General features: G+C 62.2%; 22 protein-coding genes and 1 other RNA gene. 3 read left to right on the top strand and 20 right to left on the bottom strand.

What is annotated here, in order from left to right:
• From mraY to rsmI, 9 genes are all read right to left on the bottom strand, one after another.
• Positions 1–1,086, bottom strand: coding sequence for a phospho-N-acetylmuramoyl-pentapeptide-transferase (gene mraY / locus F3089_RS10790; protein ID WP_095618011.1), 1,086 nt, complete (start codon positions 1,084–1,086; stop codon positions 1–3).
• Positions 1,080–2,450 (bottom strand): UDP-N-acetylmuramoyl-tripeptide--D-alanyl-D-alanine ligase, encoded by a 1,371-nt coding sequence (locus F3089_RS10785; protein WP_151440820.1) that lies wholly within the window; start codon positions 2,448–2,450, stop codon positions 1,080–1,082. Before F3089_RS10785 ends, mraY begins: the two co-directional genes overlap by 7 nt.
• Entirely contained in the window at positions 2,447–3,934 is a 1,488-nt protein-coding gene (locus F3089_RS10780) for a UDP-N-acetylmuramoyl-L-alanyl-D-glutamate--2,6-diaminopimelate ligase (protein WP_151440819.1), read from the bottom strand. Before F3089_RS10780 ends, F3089_RS10785 begins: the two co-directional genes overlap by 4 nt.
• Positions 3,931–5,670 carry a peptidoglycan D,D-transpeptidase FtsI family protein gene (locus tag F3089_RS10775; protein ID WP_151440818.1) on the bottom strand — a complete coding sequence of 580 codons (1,740 nt, stop codon included), beginning with the start codon at positions 5,668–5,670 and terminating at the stop codon, positions 3,931–3,933. Before F3089_RS10775 ends, F3089_RS10780 begins: the two co-directional genes overlap by 4 nt.
• Positions 5,671–5,674: 4 nt before the next feature.
• Positions 5,675–6,052: a cell division protein FtsL gene (gene ftsL / locus F3089_RS10770; protein WP_151440817.1), complete on the bottom strand. Its 378-nt coding sequence runs from the start codon at positions 6,050–6,052 to the stop codon at positions 5,675–5,677.
• Between the two features lie 2 nt (positions 6,053–6,054).
• Entirely contained in the window at positions 6,055–6,987 is a 933-nt protein-coding gene (gene rsmH / locus F3089_RS10765) for a 16S rRNA (cytosine(1402)-N(4))-methyltransferase RsmH (protein ID WP_151440816.1), read from the bottom strand.
• 20 nt (positions 6,988–7,007) lie between these two features.
• Positions 7,008–7,457 (bottom strand): division/cell wall cluster transcriptional repressor MraZ, encoded by a 450-nt coding sequence (gene mraZ / locus F3089_RS10760; protein ID WP_077529066.1) that lies wholly within the window; start codon positions 7,455–7,457, stop codon positions 7,008–7,010.
• Between the two features lie 370 nt (positions 7,458–7,827).
• An RNA gene (gene rnpB, locus F3089_RS10755) (RNase P RNA component class A) lies at positions 7,828–8,187 on the bottom strand.
• Positions 8,188–8,227: 40 nt separating this feature from the next.
• On the bottom strand, positions 8,228–9,082 hold the full coding sequence (gene rsmI / locus F3089_RS10750) for a 16S rRNA (cytidine(1402)-2'-O)-methyltransferase (RefSeq protein WP_151440815.1): 855 nt from the start codon (positions 9,080–9,082) through the stop codon (positions 8,228–8,230).
• Positions 9,083–9,162: 80 nt separating this feature from the next.
• Between rsmI and F3089_RS10745 the strand changes: the two genes are divergently transcribed.
• From F3089_RS10745 to F3089_RS10735, 3 genes are read left to right on the top strand one after another with little or no spacing between them, the layout of a single operon-like run.
• On the top strand, positions 9,163–11,004 hold the full coding sequence (locus tag F3089_RS10745) for a penicillin-binding protein activator (protein WP_151440814.1): 1,842 nt from the start codon (positions 9,163–9,165) through the stop codon (positions 11,002–11,004).
• Positions 11,005–11,024: 20 nt separating this feature from the next.
• Positions 11,025–11,390 carry a YraN family protein gene (locus tag F3089_RS10740; protein WP_151440813.1) on the top strand — a complete coding sequence of 122 codons (366 nt, stop codon included), beginning with the start codon at positions 11,025–11,027 and terminating at the stop codon, positions 11,388–11,390.
• Positions 11,387–11,980, top strand: coding sequence for an SIS domain-containing protein (locus F3089_RS10735; protein ID WP_151440812.1), 594 nt, complete (start codon positions 11,387–11,389; stop codon positions 11,978–11,980). The genes F3089_RS10740 and F3089_RS10735 overlap by 4 nt, the downstream gene beginning before the upstream one ends.
• A gap of 8 nt (positions 11,981–11,988) precedes the next feature.
• Here F3089_RS10735 and F3089_RS10730 read toward each other — a convergent pair whose 3' ends face one another.
• The 11 genes from F3089_RS10730 to F3089_RS15885 form a co-directional block, all read right to left on the bottom strand.
• Complete coding sequence (locus F3089_RS10730) at positions 11,989–12,411, bottom strand: ClpXP protease specificity-enhancing factor (protein ID WP_151440811.1); 423 nt, start codon at positions 12,409–12,411, stop codon at positions 11,989–11,991.
• Between the two features lie 31 nt (positions 12,412–12,442).
• Complete coding sequence (sspA, locus tag F3089_RS10725; RefSeq protein ID WP_151440810.1) at positions 12,443–13,072, bottom strand: stringent starvation protein SspA; 630 nt, start codon at positions 13,070–13,072, stop codon at positions 12,443–12,445.
• 100 nt (positions 13,073–13,172) lie between these two features.
• Positions 13,173–13,928 (bottom strand): cytochrome c1, encoded by a 756-nt coding sequence (locus tag F3089_RS10720; protein WP_151440809.1) that lies wholly within the window; start codon positions 13,926–13,928, stop codon positions 13,173–13,175.
• On the bottom strand, positions 13,925–15,160 hold the full coding sequence (locus F3089_RS10715; protein ID WP_151440808.1) for a cytochrome b: 1,236 nt from the start codon (positions 15,158–15,160) through the stop codon (positions 13,925–13,927). Before F3089_RS10715 ends, F3089_RS10720 begins: the two co-directional genes overlap by 4 nt.
• Positions 15,157–15,756, bottom strand: a complete 600-nt coding sequence (petA, locus tag F3089_RS10710; protein WP_151440807.1) for a ubiquinol-cytochrome c reductase iron-sulfur subunit — start codon at positions 15,754–15,756, stop codon at positions 15,157–15,159. Before petA ends, F3089_RS10715 begins: the two co-directional genes overlap by 4 nt.
• 209 nt (positions 15,757–15,965) lie before the next feature.
• Positions 15,966–16,358 (bottom strand): 30S ribosomal protein S9, encoded by a 393-nt coding sequence (rpsI, locus tag F3089_RS10705; RefSeq protein WP_151440806.1) that lies wholly within the window; start codon positions 16,356–16,358, stop codon positions 15,966–15,968.
• A gap of 13 nt (positions 16,359–16,371) precedes the next feature.
• Entirely contained in the window at positions 16,372–16,800 is a 429-nt protein-coding gene (gene rplM / locus F3089_RS10700) for a 50S ribosomal protein L13 (RefSeq protein ID WP_151440805.1), read from the bottom strand.
• Positions 16,801–16,930: 130 nt separating this feature from the next.
• Positions 16,931–17,779, bottom strand: coding sequence for a TatD family hydrolase (locus tag F3089_RS10695; protein ID WP_151440804.1), 849 nt, complete (start codon positions 17,777–17,779; stop codon positions 16,931–16,933).
• Entirely contained in the window at positions 17,748–19,328 is a 1,581-nt protein-coding gene (gene prfC / locus F3089_RS10690; RefSeq protein ID WP_151440803.1) for a peptide chain release factor 3, read from the bottom strand. The genes F3089_RS10695 and prfC overlap by 32 nt, the downstream gene beginning before the upstream one ends.
• Positions 19,329–19,387: 59 nt before the next feature.
• Positions 19,388–19,879, bottom strand: coding sequence for a ribosomal protein S18-alanine N-acetyltransferase (rimI, locus tag F3089_RS10685; protein WP_151440802.1), 492 nt, complete (start codon positions 19,877–19,879; stop codon positions 19,388–19,390).
• Positions 19,880–19,887: 8 nt separating this feature from the next.
• A partial coding sequence (locus tag F3089_RS15885) for a hypothetical protein (protein ID WP_192497349.1) occupies positions 19,888–20,632 on the bottom strand: 745 nt, incomplete at its 5' end.

The raw sequence follows: 20,632 nt of genomic DNA, 5'->3' as shown, positions 1-20,632 counted from the left end.
CTACCTCAGCTTGAGGGTCGCAAGACCCACGAGTACGAGAATGACCGTGATGACCCAGAACCGCACGATCACGCGCGGCTCCGGCCAGCCCTTGAGTTCGAAGTGGTGATGCAGCGGTGCCATGCGGAAAACCCGCCGCCCGGTCAGCTTGAACGAAGCGACCTGAACGATGACCGACAGGGTTTCCACCACGAAAATGCCGCCCATGATGAACAGCACGATCTCCTGGCGGACGATGACCGCCAGGACCCCAAGGCCTGCACCCAGCGCCAGGGAACCCACGTCCCCCATGAAGACCTGCGCGGGATAGGTGTTGAACCACAGAAAGCCCAGGCCGGCACCGACAAGGGCGCCGCAGTAGACAAGCAGCTCACCGGTGCCGGGCAGGTTCGGAATCTGCAGGTAATCCGCGAAATTGGCGTGGCCTGAGGCGTAGGCGAAGATCCCCAGGGCCGCCCCGACCATGACCGTAGGCATGATTGCCAGCCCATCCAGCCCGTCAGTGAGGTTGACGGCATTGCTGCTGCCGACGATCACCAGGTAGCTCAGAACCACAAAGGCAACCGGCCCCATCAGCAAGCCGAAATCCTTGAAGAACGGCATAATGAGCGTGATTTCCTGGGGCAGCGTGGCGGTGGCGTACAGAGCCACGGCTGCCAGGAAGCCGGTTACCGACTGCCAGAAATACTTCCAGCGTGCCGGCAGCCCTTTGGGATTGCGATCCACAACCTTGCGGTAGTCATCAACCCAGCCAATGGCACCGAATGCCAGCGTCACGCCCAGCGTGATCCAGACATAACGGTTGCTCAGGTCCGACCACAGGAGTGTGCTCAGCGCCACCGCCACCAGGATAAGCGCACCACCCATGGTGGGAGTGCCGGCCTTGCTCAGGTGTGTTTCGGGGCCGTCATCCCGCACCGCCTGGCCGATCTGATACTGCGCCAGATGCCGGATCATGGCGGGGCCGATGAGCAACGAGGTCAGCAGTGCCGTCAGCACCCCCAGGATGCCCCGGAGCGTAATGTACTGGAACACGGCAAAGCCGCTGATGTACTGCGCCAGAAAATCAGTCAGCCAGACTAGCATGCGTCGTCGTTCCTCTCTCTGAGACGGGTGACCGCCCGATCCATGCCCGCGCTGCGCGAGCCCTTGACCAGGATCGAAGCGGCCTCCCCCAGTTCATCCCACACCCGGTCCGCCAGTGATTCCGGGGCGTCGCCGGTGTGGGTCCCGTCACCGAAGCCGTCGGCGTAATCGCTGGCATGGCTTCCGGTGACCATCAGTTGTTCAATGCCCAGCTGCCGGGCGAGTTCACCCAGGGCCCGGTGCTGGCTGGCCGCTTCCGACCCCAGTTCCGCCATATCCCCCAGCAGGGCAAACCGCGGTGCCGGCATGGCGGCCAGAGTCCGCAGGGCAGCCGCCATGGAGGCCGGGTTGGCGTTGTAGCTGTCGTTGAGAATGCGGATGCCCGGCCGCAGGGTGATGGGCTCCAGCCGACCGGCCACAGCCGGTGTGTTTGCCAGCCCGCGAGCGACCCGATCCATGTCCAATCCCAGACTGTGCGCCGCTGCGGCCACCAGAAGGGCATTGGCCACGTTGTGCCGGCCCGGAATGGGCAGCCGGATGTCGGTGGCGGTCACGGCATCACCGAGCAGTGTGAACGCGATGCCGTCGGCATCCTCGCGGATGGACTCCGCCCGGAAGCTGGCATCCTGGTCCCCCTGCGCGGAGATGCTGAGCACCCGCCGCATACCGGCCCGTGCCCGCCAGTCCTCAAAAGCAGCCTCGTCATGATTCAGGATGACGGTGCCTCCAGCGCGCACGGAATCGATGATCTCACCCTTGGCGGAGACAATGTTCTCCAGGCTGCCAAAGCCCTCCAGATGCGCCGCACTGGCATTGGTAATGATACCGACGTCCGGCGCAGCCAGAGACCCTGTCCAGGCGATCTCGCCGAGCCCGCTGGCCCCCAGCTCCACGACTGCGAACTCTGCATCCGGCCCGAGCTGGAGCAGGGTCAGCGGCGCACCGACCTCATTGTTCAGGTTGCCCTCGGTTGCCATCACGGAGCCGGCTTCCGCCAGCACCGTCTGCATCATCTGCCGGGTGGTGGTCTTGCCGGAGCTGCCCGTAATCCCGACCAGTTTCCCCGCGAATTCGGCACGGTTGAGCCCGGCGAGGCGCCCCAGTGCGTAACGGCTGTCCCGCACCTGGATCACCGGCATACTGGCATCCACCTTCTTCTCCGCAACGATGGCACAGGCGCCCGCTTTTTCCGCTTCCCGCACGAAGTCATGACCGTCGTACCGGTCCCCGCTCAGAGCCACGTAGAGACCCCCCTTCGCCAGCGTCCGGGTATCAATGCCGACACGACTGAAGAACAGGTCCTCACCCCGCAGGGTGCCCTGAACCAAGGGTGTGATTTCCGCCAGGGAGAATGCCCGCATCATGCTGCTTCCCCTCCCTCACCGATCAGTCTGCGCACCACGCCGGCATCGCTGAAGGCGGTACGGACGCCACCACGCTCCTGGGTGGTTTCATGGCCCTTGCCCGCGATCAGCACCAGGTCCGTCGCATCCGCTTCCCGGAAGGCGGTGGTGATAGCGTTGTCACGGTCATGGATGACCCGCACACCGGCAGCATCGGCCATTCCGGAAAGGATGTCCGCCACGATGCCCTCCGGTGATTCATCACGCGGGTTGTCATCGGTCAGAATCACATGGTCCGCCAGCCGTTCCGCCACTTCGCCCATGGCCGGGCGTTTGGTCTGGTCACGATTGCCGCCACAGCCGAAGACACACCACAGCTCGCCACTGACATGGGGCCTGAGAGCTGCCAGAGCGTGTTCAAGCGCCGCTGCTGTGTGGGCGTAATCAATCACCAGCTTCAGCCCGCTGGTCGCCGCATAGGGCTCAAGGCGCCCCGGAGGCGCTTCCACCCCGGCGGCCGCGGTCTCCACCACCCCGGGGGGAATCCCCAGGGCCAGTGCGGCGGCACTGGCGGCCGCCAGATTCTCAATATTGAAATGGCCCATCAGGCGGGTCTGCAGTGACAGCCGCCCCAGACGGGTATCGAGGATCGCGGCCATACCGTCGCTGGCGGGCCGGGCATCACGGATGCGGCATTCGAGCTGCTCCGCCGTGTACCCGTAACGCCAGAGGCGGGTTTCGGCCGGCAACCGACCAGGCAGCTGGCGGCCGAAATCATCATCCGCATTGACCACCGCAATGTCCGGCTCATGATCCATGAAGAGACGCGCCTTGGCGGCACCGTACGCTGCCATATCAGCGTGGTAATCCAGATGCTCGGGCGAAAGATTGGTGAATACGCCGGCATCAAACCGCACCCGGTCCACCCGGCCCTGCACAAGGGCGTGGGATGAAACTTCCATGACTACCGCTTTCGCGCCCTGATCCAGGAAGCCAGCCAGGAGGCTGTGCACCCGGGTCACATCGGGGGTGGTATGGCTGGCCGTCTCCCGGGATTCCCGGAAGGCGTAGCCAAGGGTCCCCATGGTAGCCGCGGGAATACCGCCAGCCTCCAGAATGGCCGCGATGAAGCCGGTAACCGAGGTTTTACCGTTGGTACCGGTCACTCCGATCACGGTGAGGTGGGCGGATGGATGGCCATGAAAGTAATCGGCCAGACCGGCCAGGCAGTCACCCAGGCCGGCAACCGGAACCAGGACGGCCCCACGGTACTCTCTGGGGTCCCCGGCGCCATCCTCCAGCAGGATCGCCACCGCTCCGTTCGCGACGGCGTCATCCACGTACGCCCAGGCATCCCCTCCGGAACCCGCCAGCGCGATGAAGGCATCCCCCGGGCGGACCCGCCGGCTGTCAGCGCTCAAGCCATGCACCCAGACATCCAGTACCGATGGAATGGCAGCCCGATCCCTTAGAAGGTTCTTGAGACTGTGCGCGACGTGGCTCATCCCTGCCCCCCATCAGTCCCGGTGGATTCGTCAGCCATGGACGCCCCCCCGGAGGGGCTGACATTCAGCAGTCGCAGCGCGTCACCCATGATGCGTCCAAAGATGGGCGCGGCCACCTCACCGCCGTAGTACTCGGTGCGTGAAGGCGCATCAACAGTGACCACGGTGACCACCTGCGGATCATCAACCGGGCCCATGCCGGCGAACAGCGCCTTGTACTGGTCGGCCTCATAGCCGCTGGCGCCGACCAGGTGGACTGTCCCGGTCTTGCCCGCCAGACGGTAGATGCCCTGGTCCGCACGCGTGCCGGTGCCCTCTTCCACAACCCTGGCAAGCATCGCCCGCACCTGGCGCGCGGTCTCTTGCGACATGACCCGATGGCCCTTGGGTGCCTCATCGTTTTTAAGCAGGGTCACGGGATAACGGATACCGCCATTGGCCAGGGTCATGTAAGCCTGGGCCATCTGCAGCGCGTTCACGCTGAGCCCATAGCCATAGGAAAGCGCCGCCACCTCAACCGGCCGCAGGTTCACGCTCGCCGGCAGGATACCCACCGACTCCCCAGGGAAGCCGATGCCCGTGGACTGCCCGAATCCCACGCTGTAGAACAGGTTCTGGAGCCGCTCCCCGGAGAGCTCGGAAGCGACGCGGCTGATGCCCACATTCGAGGAACGGACAATGATCTCGGCGAGCGAGAGCCGGCCGTAATCGTGATGATCCCGAATCGTGTAGGCGCCCATCTGGCGGTAGCCAGGGCTGGTGTTAATGACGGTTTCCGGGGTGAACTCGCCAGACTCAAGAGCCGCCGCTGCCGTAAAGGGCTTGACGGTCGAGCCCGGCTCATACAGGTCGGTGATCGCGCGGTTGCGGACACGGGCCGGATCCCGTTGTCCACGGTCATTCGGGTTCAGCGCCGGCTGGTTGGCCATCGCCAGGATCTCACCGCTGTCCACATCCAGCATGACCACGGTACCACCGCGCGCACCATGGGCCTCGACGGCAGCCTTCAGCTCACGGTAGGCGAGGTACTGGAGCCGGAGGTCGAGGCTCAGATTGAGGTCGTTACCGGGATGGGCTTCACGGATGGGGCCAAGGTCCCGGATGGTGCGCCCACGGTTATCCCGGAGTACGCGCTTGCTCCCCTTCTCACCCGCCAGCCAGTGATTGAAGGACAGCTCCATCCCCTCCTGGCCCTGTTCATCGATGTTGGTGAACCCGATCACGTGTGAGGTCACTTCCCCCGCCGGGTAGTAGCGGCGGTATTCGCGCCGGCTGTAGACACCGGGAACTTCCAGCTCCATGACTTCCCGAGCCAGTGCAGGCTGCACCTTGCGGCGCAGGTAGAGAAATTCACGCTCGCTGTTGCTGGCAAGGCGCTCGCGCAGTTGTGCCGCGTCCAGTTCCGCCGCCTCGGCAAGCCGGGGTATGGCGGGATGGTCCGATGGCAGCTCGCCGGGATTGGCCCACAAGGTCTTCACCGGGGTGCTTATGGCCAGGGGTTCGCCATGACGGTCGCGGATCACGCCGCGGTTGGCATCGATGGGTTCCACGCGGGCGGTGCGTGCTTCGCCCTGCTCGCGCAGGAATTCATTGTCCAGGACCTGAAGCTCCACCAGCCGAGCGCCGACAGCGGCAGCGGAGCCCAGTACCGCCACCAGCACCAGCAGGTGCCGCCACGAAGCCATAGCCACGCGGTCGTGCCTGCGAGCGGTCTGTTGGTGTTTTTGTCCCGCCATGAATCTACCGCGTTGTCACGACTACAATGTCATCGCGGGCGGGAACCTTCATTTCCAGTTCCCGCGCCGCGCGCCCTTCCACATGGCTGTGCGCGCTGAGCGCACTCTGTTCCAGAAGAAGCTGTGTCCACTGCCGCTGATAAGCATCCCGCTCATCCCGCAGATCAGTCAGGGTGCCGTACAGCGTCCGGTTGAGATGGGATGCATACACCACAGCCAGTGCCGAAACCGTCAGCACCAGCAGCATCAGCAGCGTCACCAGCACCCTGGACCCCCAGAGCCCCCGAAAGATACGACCGGAAATACGTGCCGCAGCGTCCAGCACTTCCCGCCAGCGCAGCGCGCGCCCTCCGGTTTCGGACCTGACTGCCGTTGCCCCCATGATCAGGCCTCCCCCGCACTGCTGCGTTCAAGCACACGCATCACTGCGCTGCGCGCACGCACATTCACACTGCGTTCAGCCTCCGATGCCTGTACGGCACGGCCCACTGTCCGGAATCCCGTCTCTTCCATCTCAGCCGTCACCGGCACACCACGTGGCAGTTGCGGGCCCCGGCTGCGGTCGCGCATGAAGCGCTTCACGCGGCGATCCTCCAATGAATGGAAGCTGATCACCACAAGACGCCCCCCCGTGCCGAGATGGTCCACCGCCTGGCAAAGAGCCTCGTCCAGCTGTGGCAGCTCCTCATTCACCCGGATACGGATCGCCTGGAACGAGCGGGTCGCCGGGTGCTTGTAGCGGTCCTCAAACGGCACTGCCTCACGGATCAGCTCGGCCAGCTGCGTAGTGCGGGTAACCGGCTGTTCCTGCCGGGCCTCGACAATGCGGCGCGCAATCCGCTTCGCGAACCGCTCCTCGCCGTAGTCACGCAGAACCCGCGCAATCTCCTTCTCATCCTCGCGTGCCAGCCAGTCGGCGGCGCTCTGGCCCGCGTCCGGATCCATCCGCATATCCAGCGGGCCGTCGTGCCGGAAACTGAAGCCACGCTCCGGCTCATCCAGCTGCGGGGAGGAAACACCCAGATCGAAAAGAACGCCGTCGACCCAGGACCAGCCGGCTTCATTCAGGAGCCCGGCCAGGCTGCCAAAGTCGCCGCGCTGTACACTGACCCGCGGATCCGCCTCCGCCAGTTCCCTGGCCACACGGATCGCTTCCGGATCACGGTCCAGAACCAGGAGCCGACCGGTATCATCCAGCTGGTCGAGAATGGCCCGGCTGTGGCCGCCCCGGCCGAAGGTGGCATCCACATACCTGCCCGCCGGCGTGGTCACCAACGCGTCAACGGCTTCCTGTTGCAGTACGGACTCATGAGCCATGGCCAATTCTCCAGTCCCCGCTAAAGCGACAGAGACTTCATCTCTTCCGGGATTTCCTCATCGCCGTCATCCTCCTCAAGCCAGGCCATCCAGCGGTCCTCGCTCCAGAGTTCCAGCTTGCGGCCCTGGCCGACCAGGTAGAGCTTCTTCTCCAGGCCGGCGTAATCACGCAGCGGCTGCGGCACCAGAATCCGGCCCGCGCCATCCAGCTCCAGCGGTGTGGCATAACCGATGAGCAGCCGCTGGGTGCGGCGTACCGCCTTGTTGAAGCTCGGCAACGCTTCGATCTTGGGCAGGATCTCCTCCCACTGCGGCTCGGGGTAGACCAGCAGGCAGCGTTCCTCGGTGTGGGCGGTCAGCACAATACGGCCACCACAGAGGGTCTCGAGGTCCTCGCGCACACGAGCGGGGATAGCCAGGCGCCCCTTGGCGTCCATATTGATCGCATGACTGCCGAGAAAATTCGTCATGGTCGATTCGCTACCCCGATTCAGTGGCCCGGATCACCAACTGACCCAATGCCACCACTCATTACCCACAAGACACCACTTGATGCCACTTTTTACCACTTGGCGACACTATAAGAAGACTCCCGGGGCAATGCAAGAAAACCCAAGCCGCCTGAATCAGGAAAAAATACCGTTGTGCCAGTGATTTAGAGGGAAAAGCAGTGAACGGAAGGTAACGTGCGCGTAACAAATGCCGCCTTTTCAGAAACCTGGAGAAAACTCCAAGAATTCACGTCAAGGTCAAGACTTTTTTGCTATAAGAGAAGTACTTCAAAAGAAATGAACAGAATAGGAAGGGTGGCCCGGGCTTCACTGTGGGAAGCCACGGGCCTGTTCGAGTCCGCCTGTAAGCCGGGTTCTGTCGCGTGCAGTCATTCCTCTGGGATCCGCGTCACCGCGGACCTCAAGCAGCCTACCCGAGTCCGGTGCGGGCCACACCTCTGGACTCCTATTTGGCCTTGCTCCGAGTGGGGTTTACCGTCGCCGTGGACTGTTGCCAGCCACGCGGTGCGCTCTTACCGCACCTTTTCAACCTTGCCGGCGGCCCGCGGGCCGCTTAGGCGGTTTCCTTTCTGCTGCACTTTCCGTCGGCTCGCGCCGCCCAGGCGTTACCTGGCACTCCGCCCTGTGGAGCCCGGACTTTCCTCCCTCCCCGTACGCTGACGGGAACAGCGACTGCATAGCGGGCTCAGGCAGAAAATTAACGGCTTCGGCCACATTTTACAAGGCCTTTATTCCCGGTTCTGCAGCGCCAGAGCCCGCTGATAGAGCCCACCACGCCCCTGACCTGTAATCCGTGCAGCCATGCGGGCGGCATCACTGACACTGAGACGGGTCAGCAGCTGCACCAGCAGATGGTCCACTTCCACATCCAGGCCAGCGGCTTCCGCCTCTGCTCCCGCAACCATAAGCACGAACTCGCCCTTGAGCGGAATCCTGCCATCCGCGACCTGGTCCGCGAGCTCCGCCAGCGTCCCCTGCACCGACTGCTCGTGGGCCTTGGTGAGCTCGCGCGCCACCACCGCGACACGGGAACCACCGAAAGCGCCGGCCATATCCGCCAGCGCTCCCGCTACCCGCCGGGGGGATTCATAGAACACCATGGTTCGGGTTTCCCGACCAAGGGCCTCAAGCGCGCGCCGGCGCGCCCCCGCTTTCGGGGGCAGAAAGCCCTCGAACACAAACCGGTCCGTAGGCAGACCCGCCACCGCCAGCGCCGCCGTTACGGCACTGGCGCCGGGAATCGTGACCAGAGGCAGTCCCTGCTCCCGCGCCGCCCTGACCAGAGCAAAGCCCGGATCGGAGATCAGCGGCGTGCCGGCATCTGAAACCAGTGCCAGCATCTCACCACTACGCAGCCACTCCAGAACCTGGGCGAGCTGGCGATCCTCGTTGTGTTCATGGAGCGGGGTCAGAGTCTTGTGCAGATCCAGATGCTCCAGAAGCCGCCGCGTCTGTCGGGTATCCTCGGCCAGAACCCGGTCGACGCCCGCCAGCACCCAGGCTGCCCGGGTGCTTATATCCCCCAGATTGCCAATGGGCGTTGCCACGACATAAAGGGTACCTTTCTGTAAAGTCTCGGCCATGCTCAGACTGCCATTACCTGTTAGAATCGCCGGATTCCAATGAAGCCGAATCACCTGCAACAACGCCAGCCGAGACGCCCATGACAATCCGTTTGCCGGTCCTGACTGTTTTCCTGCTGCTGTTCGTTGCCGGCTGTGCCGTGGAACCGGTCTCCACTCCTGAGCAGCAGCCCACCACCATTCAGGGCCTGCTCAGTGGCGCAGCGGACACCAATGATGCCAGCCTTCGCCGACAATATCAGCTCAAGGCAGCACAAATGCTGCAGACTGATGGGGAATACGCGACCGCACGCTCGCTTCTGGATGCAATGGATCCAGAACAGATCGAAGATGAGCTCCGGGACCGTTACCTGTGGCTGAGCAGCCGTGATGCCGTCGAGCGTGGCGACACGGATGCAGCCAGCAGGCTGGCAGACCAGCTTGACCCGGAACTGCCCCTGCGGCTGCCCCCGGAACAGCGGGCCAGCGCCTTTGAATCGGTTGCCGGCGCCTATGAGCTTGCAGAACGATACCTGCCGAATGCCCGGACCCTGATCCTCTGGAGCGGCAGTGAGGCACGCCCCCCGGCGGCGCTCAATCAGCGCATCTGGGGGGCACTGCGGGAAGTTCCCCGAGCCGAACTGGAACCGGTGGCCGAGCGCAGCTCGGACTACCGGGAACGCGGCTGGCTGGAGCTTGCCCTGGCCCTCGCGGCCCATGACCAGCATGAGGTTGAAGCCCGTTCACAGGCTATCCAAAACTGGAAGAAGGTATGGCCCGACCACAGTGCTGCAGAGCCCTTCCCGGGAGAGCTCGCGCTCCTGCGCCAGCTTGATGAACTGCGCCCTGAGTCAGTAGCGCTGGCACTGCCACTGAGCGGCCCTCTTGGAGGCGCGGGCGAAGCCGTGCGTGAGGGGTTCCTCGCTGCCCACTACCAGGATCTCGCAGACCCTGACCGTACAACGCCCGCAATCAGCATCCATGATACCCACGCCAGGACCTTCAGCGGCATCTATGGGGACCTGCTCGAAACGGAGCCGGATCTTGTAGTGGGGCCGCTCAGCAAAGAGGCTGTCCAGGAGCTGACCTCCCTGCCCGCACTGACCGTTCCCGTACTTGCACTGAACTACCATCGGGATGCGCGCATCACCCCGGAGAACCTGTTCCAGTTCGGTCTCGGTAGCGAGGATGAGATGCGGGCAATCGCACAGCGCCTGAAACAGGACGGCCACAGCAACGTGCTTGCCTTCCTGCCCGAAGGTGACTGGGGTATACGGATGGAAAAGGCACTGCGCAGGGCAGCGGACAAGCAAGGTATCACCCTGCTGGAGACAGTCCAGTATGACGGAGACAATAACCTCAACCGCGTCGTGGCGGATGGCTTCAATATCAACCAGAGCCGCCGGCGCGCCAATGCCCTGATGCGACTGACCGGCACCACCATGCGCTTCGAGCCACGCCGCCGCCAGGATATTGACGCGATCGTGCTGTTGGCGTCTCCGGAGAACGCCCGCCAGATCAACCCGCTGTTCGCCTTCTATTACGGCGGCGATCTCCCGGTTTACGGCAGTTCCCTGCTGTATCGCGGTTCCCCGGATCCAGGCAGGGACAGCGATCTGGATGGTATCCGGTTCACCGATATCCCCTGGGTACTGGGTGAGGCACCACCGGAACGCGACGCCCTGCAGTCACTGTTTCCGGCCCTGGGAAACAACTACGACCGGCTTTTTGCCCTCGGCTTCGACAGCTACCGCCTGACCCATCAGATCCAGCTTCTGCGTGAGATCGAGGCCTACCGGTACCAGGGTGTTACCGGCATGATCCGCAACAGTGCCAATGGCAGCTTTCAACGCACCCCCGACTGGGCTGTGTTCCGCAAGGGGGAACCCAAATCTCTACCCGAGGCGGAAAAAGAGTCCAGCAGGCAGGCTGAATACAAGTAAGGGAAACTGGAGGGACAGGGATGGATACACGCAGCCAGGGACGGCAGGCGGAAACAGCGGCCGCGGACTATCTCGAATCCCAGGGGGTGCGCATCCTGGAGCGCAACTTCAACTGCCGCGCCGGCGAGATTGACCTGATCGGGCATGACGGGGAGTCACTTGTTTTCATAGAAGTCCGCGCCCGCCAGGAAGACGCCCTCGTGGATGGCGCCACCTCCGTGGATGAGCGCAAGCGCCGCAAACTGATCAGGGCGGCCCGATTCTATCTGCACCGTAACGGCCTGAACGATTGTTTCTGCCGGTTTGATATGCTTGCGGTCACCATCACCCGGAACCACCGCTATGAATTCGAATGGATTACCAATGCCTTTGATGCAACGCCATGAGTGACACAGAACAGCGCTTCAACCAGCACATTGCCAACCACATGGAATGCATCGGCGAGACAGCCGGCATCGTTGCTCCCGTTCTGGGCCAGGCCGCCAGTGCCATAGTGGAAACCCTGCTCAGTGAACGCCAGGTGCTGGTGTGCGGCAGCGGCAAGGCCAACGCCTTCGCCCAGTATTTCGCCAGTTCCATGCTCGCCTATCACGAGACGGAACGTCCGGCACTGCCGGTACTGAATCTGGGAGCGGACGCCACAACGCTGGCCGCCATTGGCCTCAACAACCGGATCCAGGAAGTGTTTTCACGCCAGATCCAGGCGCTCGGCCATGAGGGGGATTCACTGCTGCTCCTGACGGATGACGGCAACCGCTCAAGCCTGATCCAGGCTCTGCAGGCCGCCCACGATCGGGGCATCCGGGTCATCGCGGTAACCGGTCGTTCGGAGACGGACATTCATGCCCTGTTCCATGAAGACGATATCGATATAACACTTCCGGACGTAGGGGCCGCCTGCACCGCCGAACTGATGGTGGTGATCCTCAATACGCTCTGCACCGAGATCGAGGCGCACCTGTTCAGCGACGGCTGACTCTCCGACTACTTCACGACCTTGAGGTTCGGGCGCTTCGAACCGGTATCCCCGGCGCTGTCGCCCTCTTCCCCCTGGCTTCCAGAGTCCCCACTGGGACCGTCCGGCGGCTCGGGATCACCAGGCTCCTGGCCGAAGACCATACCCTGCCCGTTCTCCCTGGCATAGATGGCCATGACAGCGTAAACCGGCGCGTAAACGCTGACCGGCACACCGCCAAAACGGGCGGTGAAGGAAACGGCGTCATCACCCAGCATCAACTCCTTGACCGCAGAAGGGCTGATGTTGAGCACGATCTGACCGTTGGAGACGTAATCCGCCGGAACCTGAACGCCATTCATGCCAGCATCAACGACCAGATGCGGCGTCGCGTCATTATCCAGGACCCAGTCATTGAGCGCCCGGATCAGATAGGGTCGGCTCGATTTCATTACTCACTCCCGGTCTGCCTGATCCAATGAATCAGGTTCGCATGTCCTCTTCCGCGTCGGAAAGGCTGGCCCTGAAACCCCGACGCTCGAAAAGCCGTTCCATATACTGCTCCAGCGGCTTGATGCCCTTGGCCGGCAACTCAACCCCGAGTGCCGGCAGGCGCCACAGCAAGGGCCCGATGCAGCAATCCGCCATGGTGAACTCCTCACTGAGGAAAAATGGCATCTCCTGGAACAGCGGTGCCGATGCCACCAGACTTTCCCGCAACTCCTTCCGGGCCTGCTCGGCATCTTTGTCACTGCTGCCCGCCTCAATCCGGTCGACCAGGGAACACCAGTCGCGCCCCACACGCCACATCATCAGCCGGCTCTGGGCCCGCGCGACCGGATAGACCGGAAGCAGCGGCGGATGCGGGAACCGTTCGTCCAGATACTCCATCATAATATTGGGCTCATAGAGCACCAGATCCCGATCCACCAGCGTCGGCAGCGCATTATAGGGGTTCAGATCGGCAAGCTCCGAGGGCGGGTTGGAGGGGTCCACGTTGACCACATCAACGGTCACCCCTTTCTCCGCGAGAACAATTCTCACCCGGTGGCTGTAATGGCTCTGCGGGTCGGAAAAGAAGGTCATTGAGGACCGTTTGGTCACAGCAGCCATAGTGTTACCCCATGAGTTCGCCGATCGGAAAGAAGGGACTGAAAACGGATGGCCCGGTACGATGTACCGGGCACTGGAGGCGGGATTATACCGGATTCCGTCAGTGGATGTCTTTCCAGTATTCGCGGTTCAGCAGGTACGCGAAAATGAAGAAGACACCGATGAAGATCAGCACGTAAACGCCAATGCGTTTACGATCCATCAGGGCCGGTTCACCGAGATAGACGAGGAAATTCGTCAGGTCGTACATGGCCCGATCGAATTCCTTCGGCTCCATGCTGCCCTCAATCGCCCAGTCATCGCAGATGTCATCCCCAACCACCTCACCGGTGGAAGGATCAACCTCGGGTTCCTGACCGATATGCGGCGGCTCCGCACAGAGGCCGCCCTGATTGACCATCACATGGGGCATCCCCACGTTGTCGAACACCGCGTTATTCACGCCATGAGGCCGACTTTCGTCCTTATAGAAGGCGCGCAGGTACGAGTAGAGCCAGTCCGGCCCATTCACCCGCGCGGTCAGCGTCAGGTCCGGCGGTGCCGTGCCGAACCAGGAAGCGGCCTGCTCCTCCGGCATGGCAATGTTCATCAGTTCCCCGAAGCGGGCATCCGTGAAAATAAGATTCTGTTCATACAGTTCCTTCGGGATCCCGAGATCCTTCGCCACCCGCTTGTAGCGGGAATACTCTGCCGAATGGCAACCCATGCAGTAGTTAGTGAAGATCTGGGCACCACGCTGGAGCGAAGCCTGATCGCTCAGGTCCGGCTCCATGCTGTCAAGGTGGCCCCCACCACCGGCCGCCGAAGCGACGACCGGCATGCACATAGCCAGTATTACAGTCAGAAGCTGTTTCATTTGGTAGTCACCCTCTCCGGAACCGGTTTCGTGGACTCCATCCGCGTGTAGAACGGCATCAGGATGAAGTACCCGAAGTAGATGGCTGTGCCGATCTGCGCAAGCATGGTCTTGATCGGCGTCGCCGGTTCAGCACCCAGGTAGCCGAGCATTACAAAGCTGACCGCAAACAGTGCCAGCGCACCCCGACTGAACCACCCCTTGTAGCGCATCGACCGCACCGGGCTCCGGTCAAGCCACGGAAGCACAAAGAGGATGGCAATGGCAGCGCCCATGACGACGACACCCCAGAACTGCGAGGACAGCCCCAGCAGATTGAAGGTGATCGCCCGCAGCATCGCGTAGAAAGGTGTGAAGTACCACACCGGTGCGATGTGATCCGGCGTCTGCAGCGGGTCCGCCTCCTGGAAGTTCGGCTTCTCAATGAAGTAGCCGCCCATTTCCGGGAAGTAGAAGACAACAATCGCAAACACAGCGAGGAACACCGCAATCGGCACCAGGTCATGCACTGTGTAGTAGGGATGGAACGGAATACCGTCTTTCGGCTTGCCGTCAGCATCCTTGTTCTTCTTGATGTCGATGCCATCAGGGTTGTTGGAACCAACCTCGTGCAGAGCAAGGATGTGCAGCACCACGAGCCCAAGGAGCACTATCGGCAGTGCCACCACGTGCAGCGCGAAGAAGCGGTTCAGGGTTGCTCCTGAAATCAGGTAATCACCCCGGATCCACAGTGCCAGGTCCTCACCGATGCCGGGAATGGCGCTGAACAGGTTGATGATCACCTGGGCGCCCCAGTAGGACATCTGCCCCCAGGGAAGCACGTAGCCCATGAAGGCTTCCGCCATGAGGATCAGATAGATCGCCATACCGAAAATCCAGATAAGCTCGCGCGGCTTCTGGTAGGAACCGTACATCAGGCCCCGGAACATGTGGAGGTAGACCACCAGGAAGAACATGGAGGCGCCGGTGGAGTGCATATAACGCAGCAGCCAGCCGTATTCCACGTCCCGCATGATGTACTCAACCGAGGCGAACGCGCCCTCGGCTGTGGGCGTGTACATCATGGTCAGCCAGATGCCTGTCAGCAGCTGATTGACGAGAACCAGCATCGACAGCACACCGAAGACATACCACACATTGAAGTTCTTGGGCGCGTAGTACTTGCTCATGTGACGCTCGAAAGCGTCCACAACCGGCAGCCGCTCGTCGACCCACTGAATCAGTTTATTCATGCTGCATCCTCCGGATCCAGGCCAATGGCGATGGTCTGACCGTCATCCTCATAGCGATACGGCGGAACCTCGAGGTTAGTCGGTGCAGGAACGCCCGTGAACACCCGACCCGCGAGATCAAACTTGGATCCGTGACAGGCGCAGAAGAATCCGCCGGGCCAGTCATCCCCCAGACCTTCAGCACCTTCCGTAGGCCGGAAGCTGGGCGAGCAGCCCAGATGGGTGCAGATACCGACCACAACCAGGAACTCTGGCTTGATCGAACGGGCATGGCCCTCAATATAGGAAGGCTGCTGGGGCTCTTTTGATTCCGGATCCTCCAGGCGATCTGAGATCCCTTCAAGATTTTCCAGCATTTCCGGCGTGCGCCTTACGACCCAGACCGGCTTCCCTCGCCACTCAACGGTTATCCGCTGACCGGAATCGATTTTTGAGATGTCCACCCTGCGTGGGGCCCCAGCTGCCTCAGCTTTGGCACTGGGCCACCAGGAACTGACAAACGGCACCGCGGCTCCAACAGCCCCGACGCCACCAACAACCGTCGTTGCGCCCACCAGAAAGCGCCGCCGACCGTGGTTCACGTCGCCATTGTTCATACTGGCCTTCTCCCATTAAGCATTCGCGTGCCGAGGCGGTCATTCGACACACTCGGTTGGCTCCTGATTCGGTCGCGATCAACCCGCATCAAAACGACCAAATGTTATTTAAATCAGTCACCGCTTACAAGCTTGCAACCTTCCAGTGCCCGACACAAAAAGGCCCGATCTGCAAATCGGGCCTTCCGGGGGCAGCCGCCGTAGACGGCTTAGCGCTTGGAGTACTGCGGCCGCTTGCGAGCCTTGCGGAGGCCGACCTTCTTACGCTCAACCGCGCGGTCATCACGCGTCACGTAGCCGGCACGGCGCAGCGCAGGGCGCAGCGTGTCGTCATAATCCATCAGCGCCCGTGTCAGGCCGTGACGGACTGCCCCGGCCTGACCGCTGGGACCACCACCGCTTACAGTGATCTTGATGTCGAACCGGTCCTCGGCGTCGGCAACAGCCAGAGGCTGCTTGACGATCATCCGGAGGGTATCACGACCGAAGAAGTGCTCCAGGGACTGCCCGTTCACTTCGATGTTGCCACTGCCGGGCTTGATAAAGACCCGTGCAGAAGACATCTTGCGACGACCGGTACCGTAGTTGTAAGTAGCTGACATAATCGCCTTCCGTTTAAATCTCGAGTTGCTGGGGCTGCTGTGCGGCGTGCGGATGCTCGTCGCCGGCATAGACCTTGAGCTTCCGGAACATGGCACGACCCAGCGGACCACGCGGCAGCATGCCCTTGACTGAGTACTCGATGACACGTTCTGGATGACGCTGGATCATCTCCTCGAAGTTCATCGAACGCAGCCCACCCGGATAGCCGGTGTGGCGATAATAGTGCTTCTGCGTACTCTTCCTGCCGGTCACGCGCACTTTATCCGCATTGATGACCACGATGTAGTCACCCGTGTCCACGTGGGGGGTAAATTCCGGTTTATGCTTGCCCCGAAGACGACGGGCAATTTCCGTTGAAAGACGCCCCAGCGTCTTGTCAGCCGCGTCCACCACGAACCAGTCGCGTGTAACGCTTTCCGGTTTTGCACTCTGAGTTTTCATGAATCCCGCCTTGAATCAAAAACCTATTACGTCACGTCCTGCGAGGGCCGCGACGTGTAATCACTACCAGGTATCGTACGGGTCCGCATCGGGGCTGGGCTGCGGATCCCGCCAAAAGCCAGGTGCGGCATTATACCGGAGCACCCGGCTTCTGCAAACCCTCGGTGTCCAGTCGTTGCATGAACAGGCGCCGGGTATTGTCACGGATTGCCGCAACAATCTCCTCCCGGGGCTCTTCCCGGAAGCTGCAGAGGGTATCCAGTACCCATGACAGATTCAGCGGCGTGTTGCTGTCCCTGGGCACTCCGTGGGGAGGCAGGCCCGGCGCATCCGTTTCCAGCACCAACGACTCAAGAGGCAGCTGTGCCATGACACGCCGCGCCCTGCTGGCCCGTGGGTGCGTGATGATGCCACTGACGCCGATAAAGGCGCCCTGACGGACCAGCGCATCGGCCTGTTCCCTGGAGCCGCTGAAACCGTGCATCAGGAACGGAAGGGTGAACCCGAGCCGGCGCAGCAGTGCCAGCACCGTGTCGTGGGTTCCCACGCTGTGGATCAGCAACGGCCGATCATGGCGCCCGGCCAACCGGATCTGGGCCTCGAAAACCGACTGCTGCTGCGTCAGTGCCGGCCCCTGTTTCCGATCCAGCCCGCACTCTCCCACCGCCACGAGGTCGCTGTTGTCAGTAAGAAGCCGGTCCAGCTGTTCAAGACTGTCGCCCCTTGATCCATCCGCCCACCACGGGTGGAGGCCGGCGGCGGGAGCCAGAATGGAATAGGTGCGCGCCAGCTCCAGGATCTTCCGCCAGCCGTCAGGTACCGTACCCGGCACCACGATCCGGCGGATCCCGTTTGCCGCGCATTCGGCCAGCAGTTGCTCCCGCCGGTCATCAAACTGAGGGAAATCGATGTGACAGTGGGCATCGATCAGCCCCTGCGCGGATGCTTCACCGTTCCTTGGTCTTGTGGAAGGCCACATCCGGGTAACGCTCCTGCGCCAACTGAAGATTGACCATGGTGGGCGCGATGTAGGTCAGATTGTCACTCCCGTCCAGGGCCAGATTGTCCTGGTTCCTGCGTTCAAACTCCTCGAGCTTCTTGGGGTCCTCACAGGTAATCCACCGCGCCGTTGCCACGTTGATGGGCTCATAGACGGCATCGACCCCGTACTCGTTCTTAAGCCGCGCCACAACCACGTCAAACTGGAGCGTCCCAACGGCGCCCACGATCAGATCATTGTTGCGTACCGGCCGGAAGACCTGGACTGCGCCCTCTTCAGACAGCTGGATCAGCCCCTTCTGGAGCTGTTTGGCCTTCATAGGGTCGCGCAGCTGGATACGGCGGAACAACTCCGGTGCAAAGTTGGGAATGCCCGTAAAACGATCTTTCTCGCCCTCGGTGAAGGTATCACCGAGCTGGATGGTGCCGTGGTTATGCAGCCCGATAATATCCCCGGCAACGGCCTCTTCAGCCCGCTCCCTGTCCCCGGCCATGAACGTCAGCGCGTCACTGATCCGCACGTCCTTGCCGATCCGCACATGATGGATCTTCATGCCCTGCTGATAGCGTCCGGAGACAATCCTGAGGAACGCGATCCGGTCCCGGTGCTTCGGATCCATGTTCGCCTGGATCTTGAACACAAAGCCGGAGAACTTCTCTTCGGTGGCTTCAACCGGGCGCTGCGTGAGCTCCCGGGTCTGGGGCGATGGCGCCCACTCGACCAGTCCGTCGAGCATGTGATCGACACCGAAGTTCCCCAGCGCCGTACCGAAGTAGACAGGCGTCAGCTGACCGCGGAGGAACGCATCCAGATCGAACTCATGGGAGGCCCCCTTGACCAGTTCGATCTCCCCGCGCAGTTCCTCCGCGTAGGTGCCAATCGCCTCATCCAGTTCCGGGTTGTCCAGCCCCTTGATCACATGGCTGTCCTGGATGCGATGTCCCTGGCCCGATTGATACAGGATAACCTCGTCCCGGAGCAGGTGATAGACGCCCTGGAACTGCTTGCCCATGCCGATGGGCCAGGTGATGGGTGCGCAGGCAATGTTGAGCACATCCTCGACTTCATCCATCAGCTCCACCGGATCCCGCACATCCCGATCCAGCTTGTTCATGAAGGTCAGGATGGGGGTATCCCGGAGACGCGTCACCTCCATGAGTTTGATGGTACGCTCCTCCACCCCCTTGGCCGCATCGATCACCATCAGACAGGAGTCCACTGCGGTGAGCGTGCGATAGGTATCCTCGGAAAAGTCCGCGTGACCTGGCGTGTCCAGCAGGTTCACCAGGCTGTCCTGATACGGGAACTGCATGACCGAGGTGGTCACGGAGATCCCGCGCTGTTTCTCCATCTCCATCCAGTCGGATTTGGCATGCTGCCCGGATTTCTTGCCCTTGACGGTCCCCGCGCTCTGCAGCGCATTGCCGAACAGCAGGACCTTCTCAGTGATGGTGGTCTTACCTGCGTCCGGGTGGGAAATGATCGCGAAGGTGCGGCGTTTACGGACTTCTTCGGTGAAATCGCTCATGGCGTCGGGTCTGCTCTCTCTCTGGTACGCTCCGGCGAAAGGACGGCGATTGTAGCAGGTCAGCCGTTGCCGGCACGAACCGGCGAAAGCCCCAGTGACATAATGCGCGCGGCCTCGGTTCCGTCGGCTGTGCGATAGTAGCCAGGGCGGCTTCCCTGGTCTTCAAAGCCTTCACTGGCATAGAGGCGGTAGGCCGCCCGATTGGACTCACGTACCTCCAGGGTCAGCGTTGCCATACCCGCACCCTGCATGGAGGCAAGCCAATAGCGCAGCAGGTACCGCCCTATTCCCTGCTGCTGGAACTGCCCGTGGACGCAGAGATTCATCAGATGGCCTTCATCGAGCATGCGCCAGTCCACAATGAATCCTACGAGGGCATCGCCATACCAGGCGCCAAGGAACCGGTATTCGGCGCCCATACAGGTCAGGTACTGCCCCTGGCTCCAGGGATGGCGGGAGGCGGTCTGCTCCAGAGCCATCATCCCGGGAAGGTCGGACTCATCCAGTGTGGTTATGGACAGCTGGCTCTGCTCCAGACGGAGACTACGCATTCCGGGGGTCACTCGCTCCGATCCCGCCCCACCAGGGGCTTCATACGCTCCCAGAGTGCCCGCTTGGCAGCCGGTTCCGCCAGAAGCTCACCCAGTGTCTGTTCCGAAGACACCACCACGGCATGCCCCTTTGATGACAGCGCTGAGGCCATTGCTGTACGCACCTCTTCGCCCAGGATGATCCACTGGCGTGAGGCCGAGCCACCCATAAGGCGCTCCAGAACATACTCAAAGGTGCCGTCATCACTACCGGGGAGCTCAGGATTATCAAACGGCGGCCAGCGGAAAAAGATGGCCTCTTCCCGCACGGCCTCATCAAGGGCCCGCAGGATATTGAGGCCCAGCCTGCTCCCGGTTTCATACGGAAACTCTCCGGCGGCGGAAGCGGCCAGGCTGAAGCGCTCCCCATGCCAGATCATGGCCGCGAACGCCTGCTGAGCCGCAACGGAAGTAGAACTGGCGTCGGCTTCAGGCGCCTCCTCAAAAGCGGGCTCCGCCGTTTCGGTGTCGTCACTGGACCCCAGAGCTTGCCGGACCGCATCCAGAGAGACACCCTGCCCCTCAGGGGCTGACTGGGGCGGCAGGCGGGTGACGCCCTTCGACACCACCGGTTCGTCAGCCTGGACCGCCATCACAGGCTCAGCCGGAGATTCCGGCGATGGTGCCGCCCCCGGCAGGGGCCAGCGGGCGCACCAGGGCTCGATCCCCAGGGCAGTCAGGTAATAGCGGCGCAGACGTTCATCCATGGCCTCA

It is taken from the genome of Halospina sp. K52047b (assembly GCF_008709855.1).
Classification (GTDB): Bacteria; Pseudomonadota; Gammaproteobacteria; order Pseudomonadales; family Oleiphilaceae; genus Halospina; species Halospina utahensis_B.
This window is presented reverse-complemented; position numbering and strand designations above follow the sequence as displayed.

What these genes read in the sequence shown, in the direction of transcription:
- rsmH (WP_151440816.1), bottom strand. Translation starts at nt 6,987, where the DNA reads ATGGCTCATGAGTCCGTACTGCAACAGGAAGCCGTTGACGCGTTGGTG.
- rsmI (WP_151440815.1), bottom strand. Translation starts at nt 9,082, where the DNA reads ATGGCCGAGACTTTACAGAAAGGTACCCTTTATGTCGTGGCAACGCCC.
- F3089_RS10740 (WP_151440813.1), top strand. Translation starts at nt 11,025, where the DNA reads ATGGATACACGCAGCCAGGGACGGCAGGCGGAAACAGCGGCCGCGGAC.
- F3089_RS10730 (WP_151440811.1), bottom strand. Translation starts at nt 12,411, where the DNA reads ATGAAATCGAGCCGACCCTATCTGATCCGGGCGCTCAATGACTGGGTC.
- rimI (WP_151440802.1), bottom strand. Translation starts at nt 19,879, where the DNA reads ATGCGTAGTCTCCGTCTGGAGCAGAGCCAGCTGTCCATAACCACACTG.
- mraZ (WP_077529066.1), bottom strand. Translation starts at nt 7,457, where the DNA reads ATGACGAATTTTCTCGGCAGTCATGCGATCAATATGGACGCCAAGGGG.
- prfC (WP_151440803.1), bottom strand. Translation starts at nt 19,328, where the DNA reads ATGAGCGATTTCACCGAAGAAGTCCGTAAACGCCGCACCTTCGCGATC.
- F3089_RS10785 (WP_151440820.1), bottom strand. Translation starts at nt 2,450, where the DNA reads ATGATGCGGGCATTCTCCCTGGCGGAAATCACACCCTTGGTTCAGGGC.
- petA (WP_151440807.1), bottom strand. Translation starts at nt 15,756, where the DNA reads ATGAACAATGGCGACGTGAACCACGGTCGGCGGCGCTTTCTGGTGGGC.
- rplM (WP_151440805.1), bottom strand. Translation starts at nt 16,800, where the DNA reads ATGAAAACTCAGAGTGCAAAACCGGAAAGCGTTACACGCGACTGGTTC.
- F3089_RS10715 (WP_151440808.1), bottom strand. Translation starts at nt 15,160, where the DNA reads ATGAATAAACTGATTCAGTGGGTCGACGAGCGGCTGCCGGTTGTGGAC.
- F3089_RS10735 (WP_151440812.1), top strand. Translation starts at nt 11,387, where the DNA reads ATGAGTGACACAGAACAGCGCTTCAACCAGCACATTGCCAACCACATG.
- F3089_RS10695 (WP_151440804.1), bottom strand. Translation starts at nt 17,779, where the DNA reads ATGTGGCCTTCCACAAGACCAAGGAACGGTGAAGCATCCGCGCAGGGG.
- F3089_RS10775 (WP_151440818.1), bottom strand. Translation starts at nt 5,670, where the DNA reads ATGGCGGGACAAAAACACCAACAGACCGCTCGCAGGCACGACCGCGTG.
- F3089_RS10720 (WP_151440809.1), bottom strand. Translation starts at nt 13,928, where the DNA reads ATGAAACAGCTTCTGACTGTAATACTGGCTATGTGCATGCCGGTCGTC.
- F3089_RS10780 (WP_151440819.1), bottom strand. Translation starts at nt 3,934, where the DNA reads ATGAGCCACGTCGCGCACAGTCTCAAGAACCTTCTAAGGGATCGGGCT.
- ftsL (WP_151440817.1), bottom strand. Translation starts at nt 6,052, where the DNA reads ATGGGGGCAACGGCAGTCAGGTCCGAAACCGGAGGGCGCGCGCTGCGC.
- mraY (WP_095618011.1), bottom strand. Translation starts at nt 1,086, where the DNA reads ATGCTAGTCTGGCTGACTGATTTTCTGGCGCAGTACATCAGCGGCTTT.
- rpsI (WP_151440806.1), bottom strand. Translation starts at nt 16,358, where the DNA reads ATGTCAGCTACTTACAACTACGGTACCGGTCGTCGCAAGATGTCTTCT.
- sspA (WP_151440810.1), bottom strand. Translation starts at nt 13,072, where the DNA reads ATGGCTGCTGTGACCAAACGGTCCTCAATGACCTTCTTTTCCGACCCG.
- F3089_RS10745 (WP_151440814.1), top strand. Translation starts at nt 9,163, where the DNA reads ATGACAATCCGTTTGCCGGTCCTGACTGTTTTCCTGCTGCTGTTCGTT.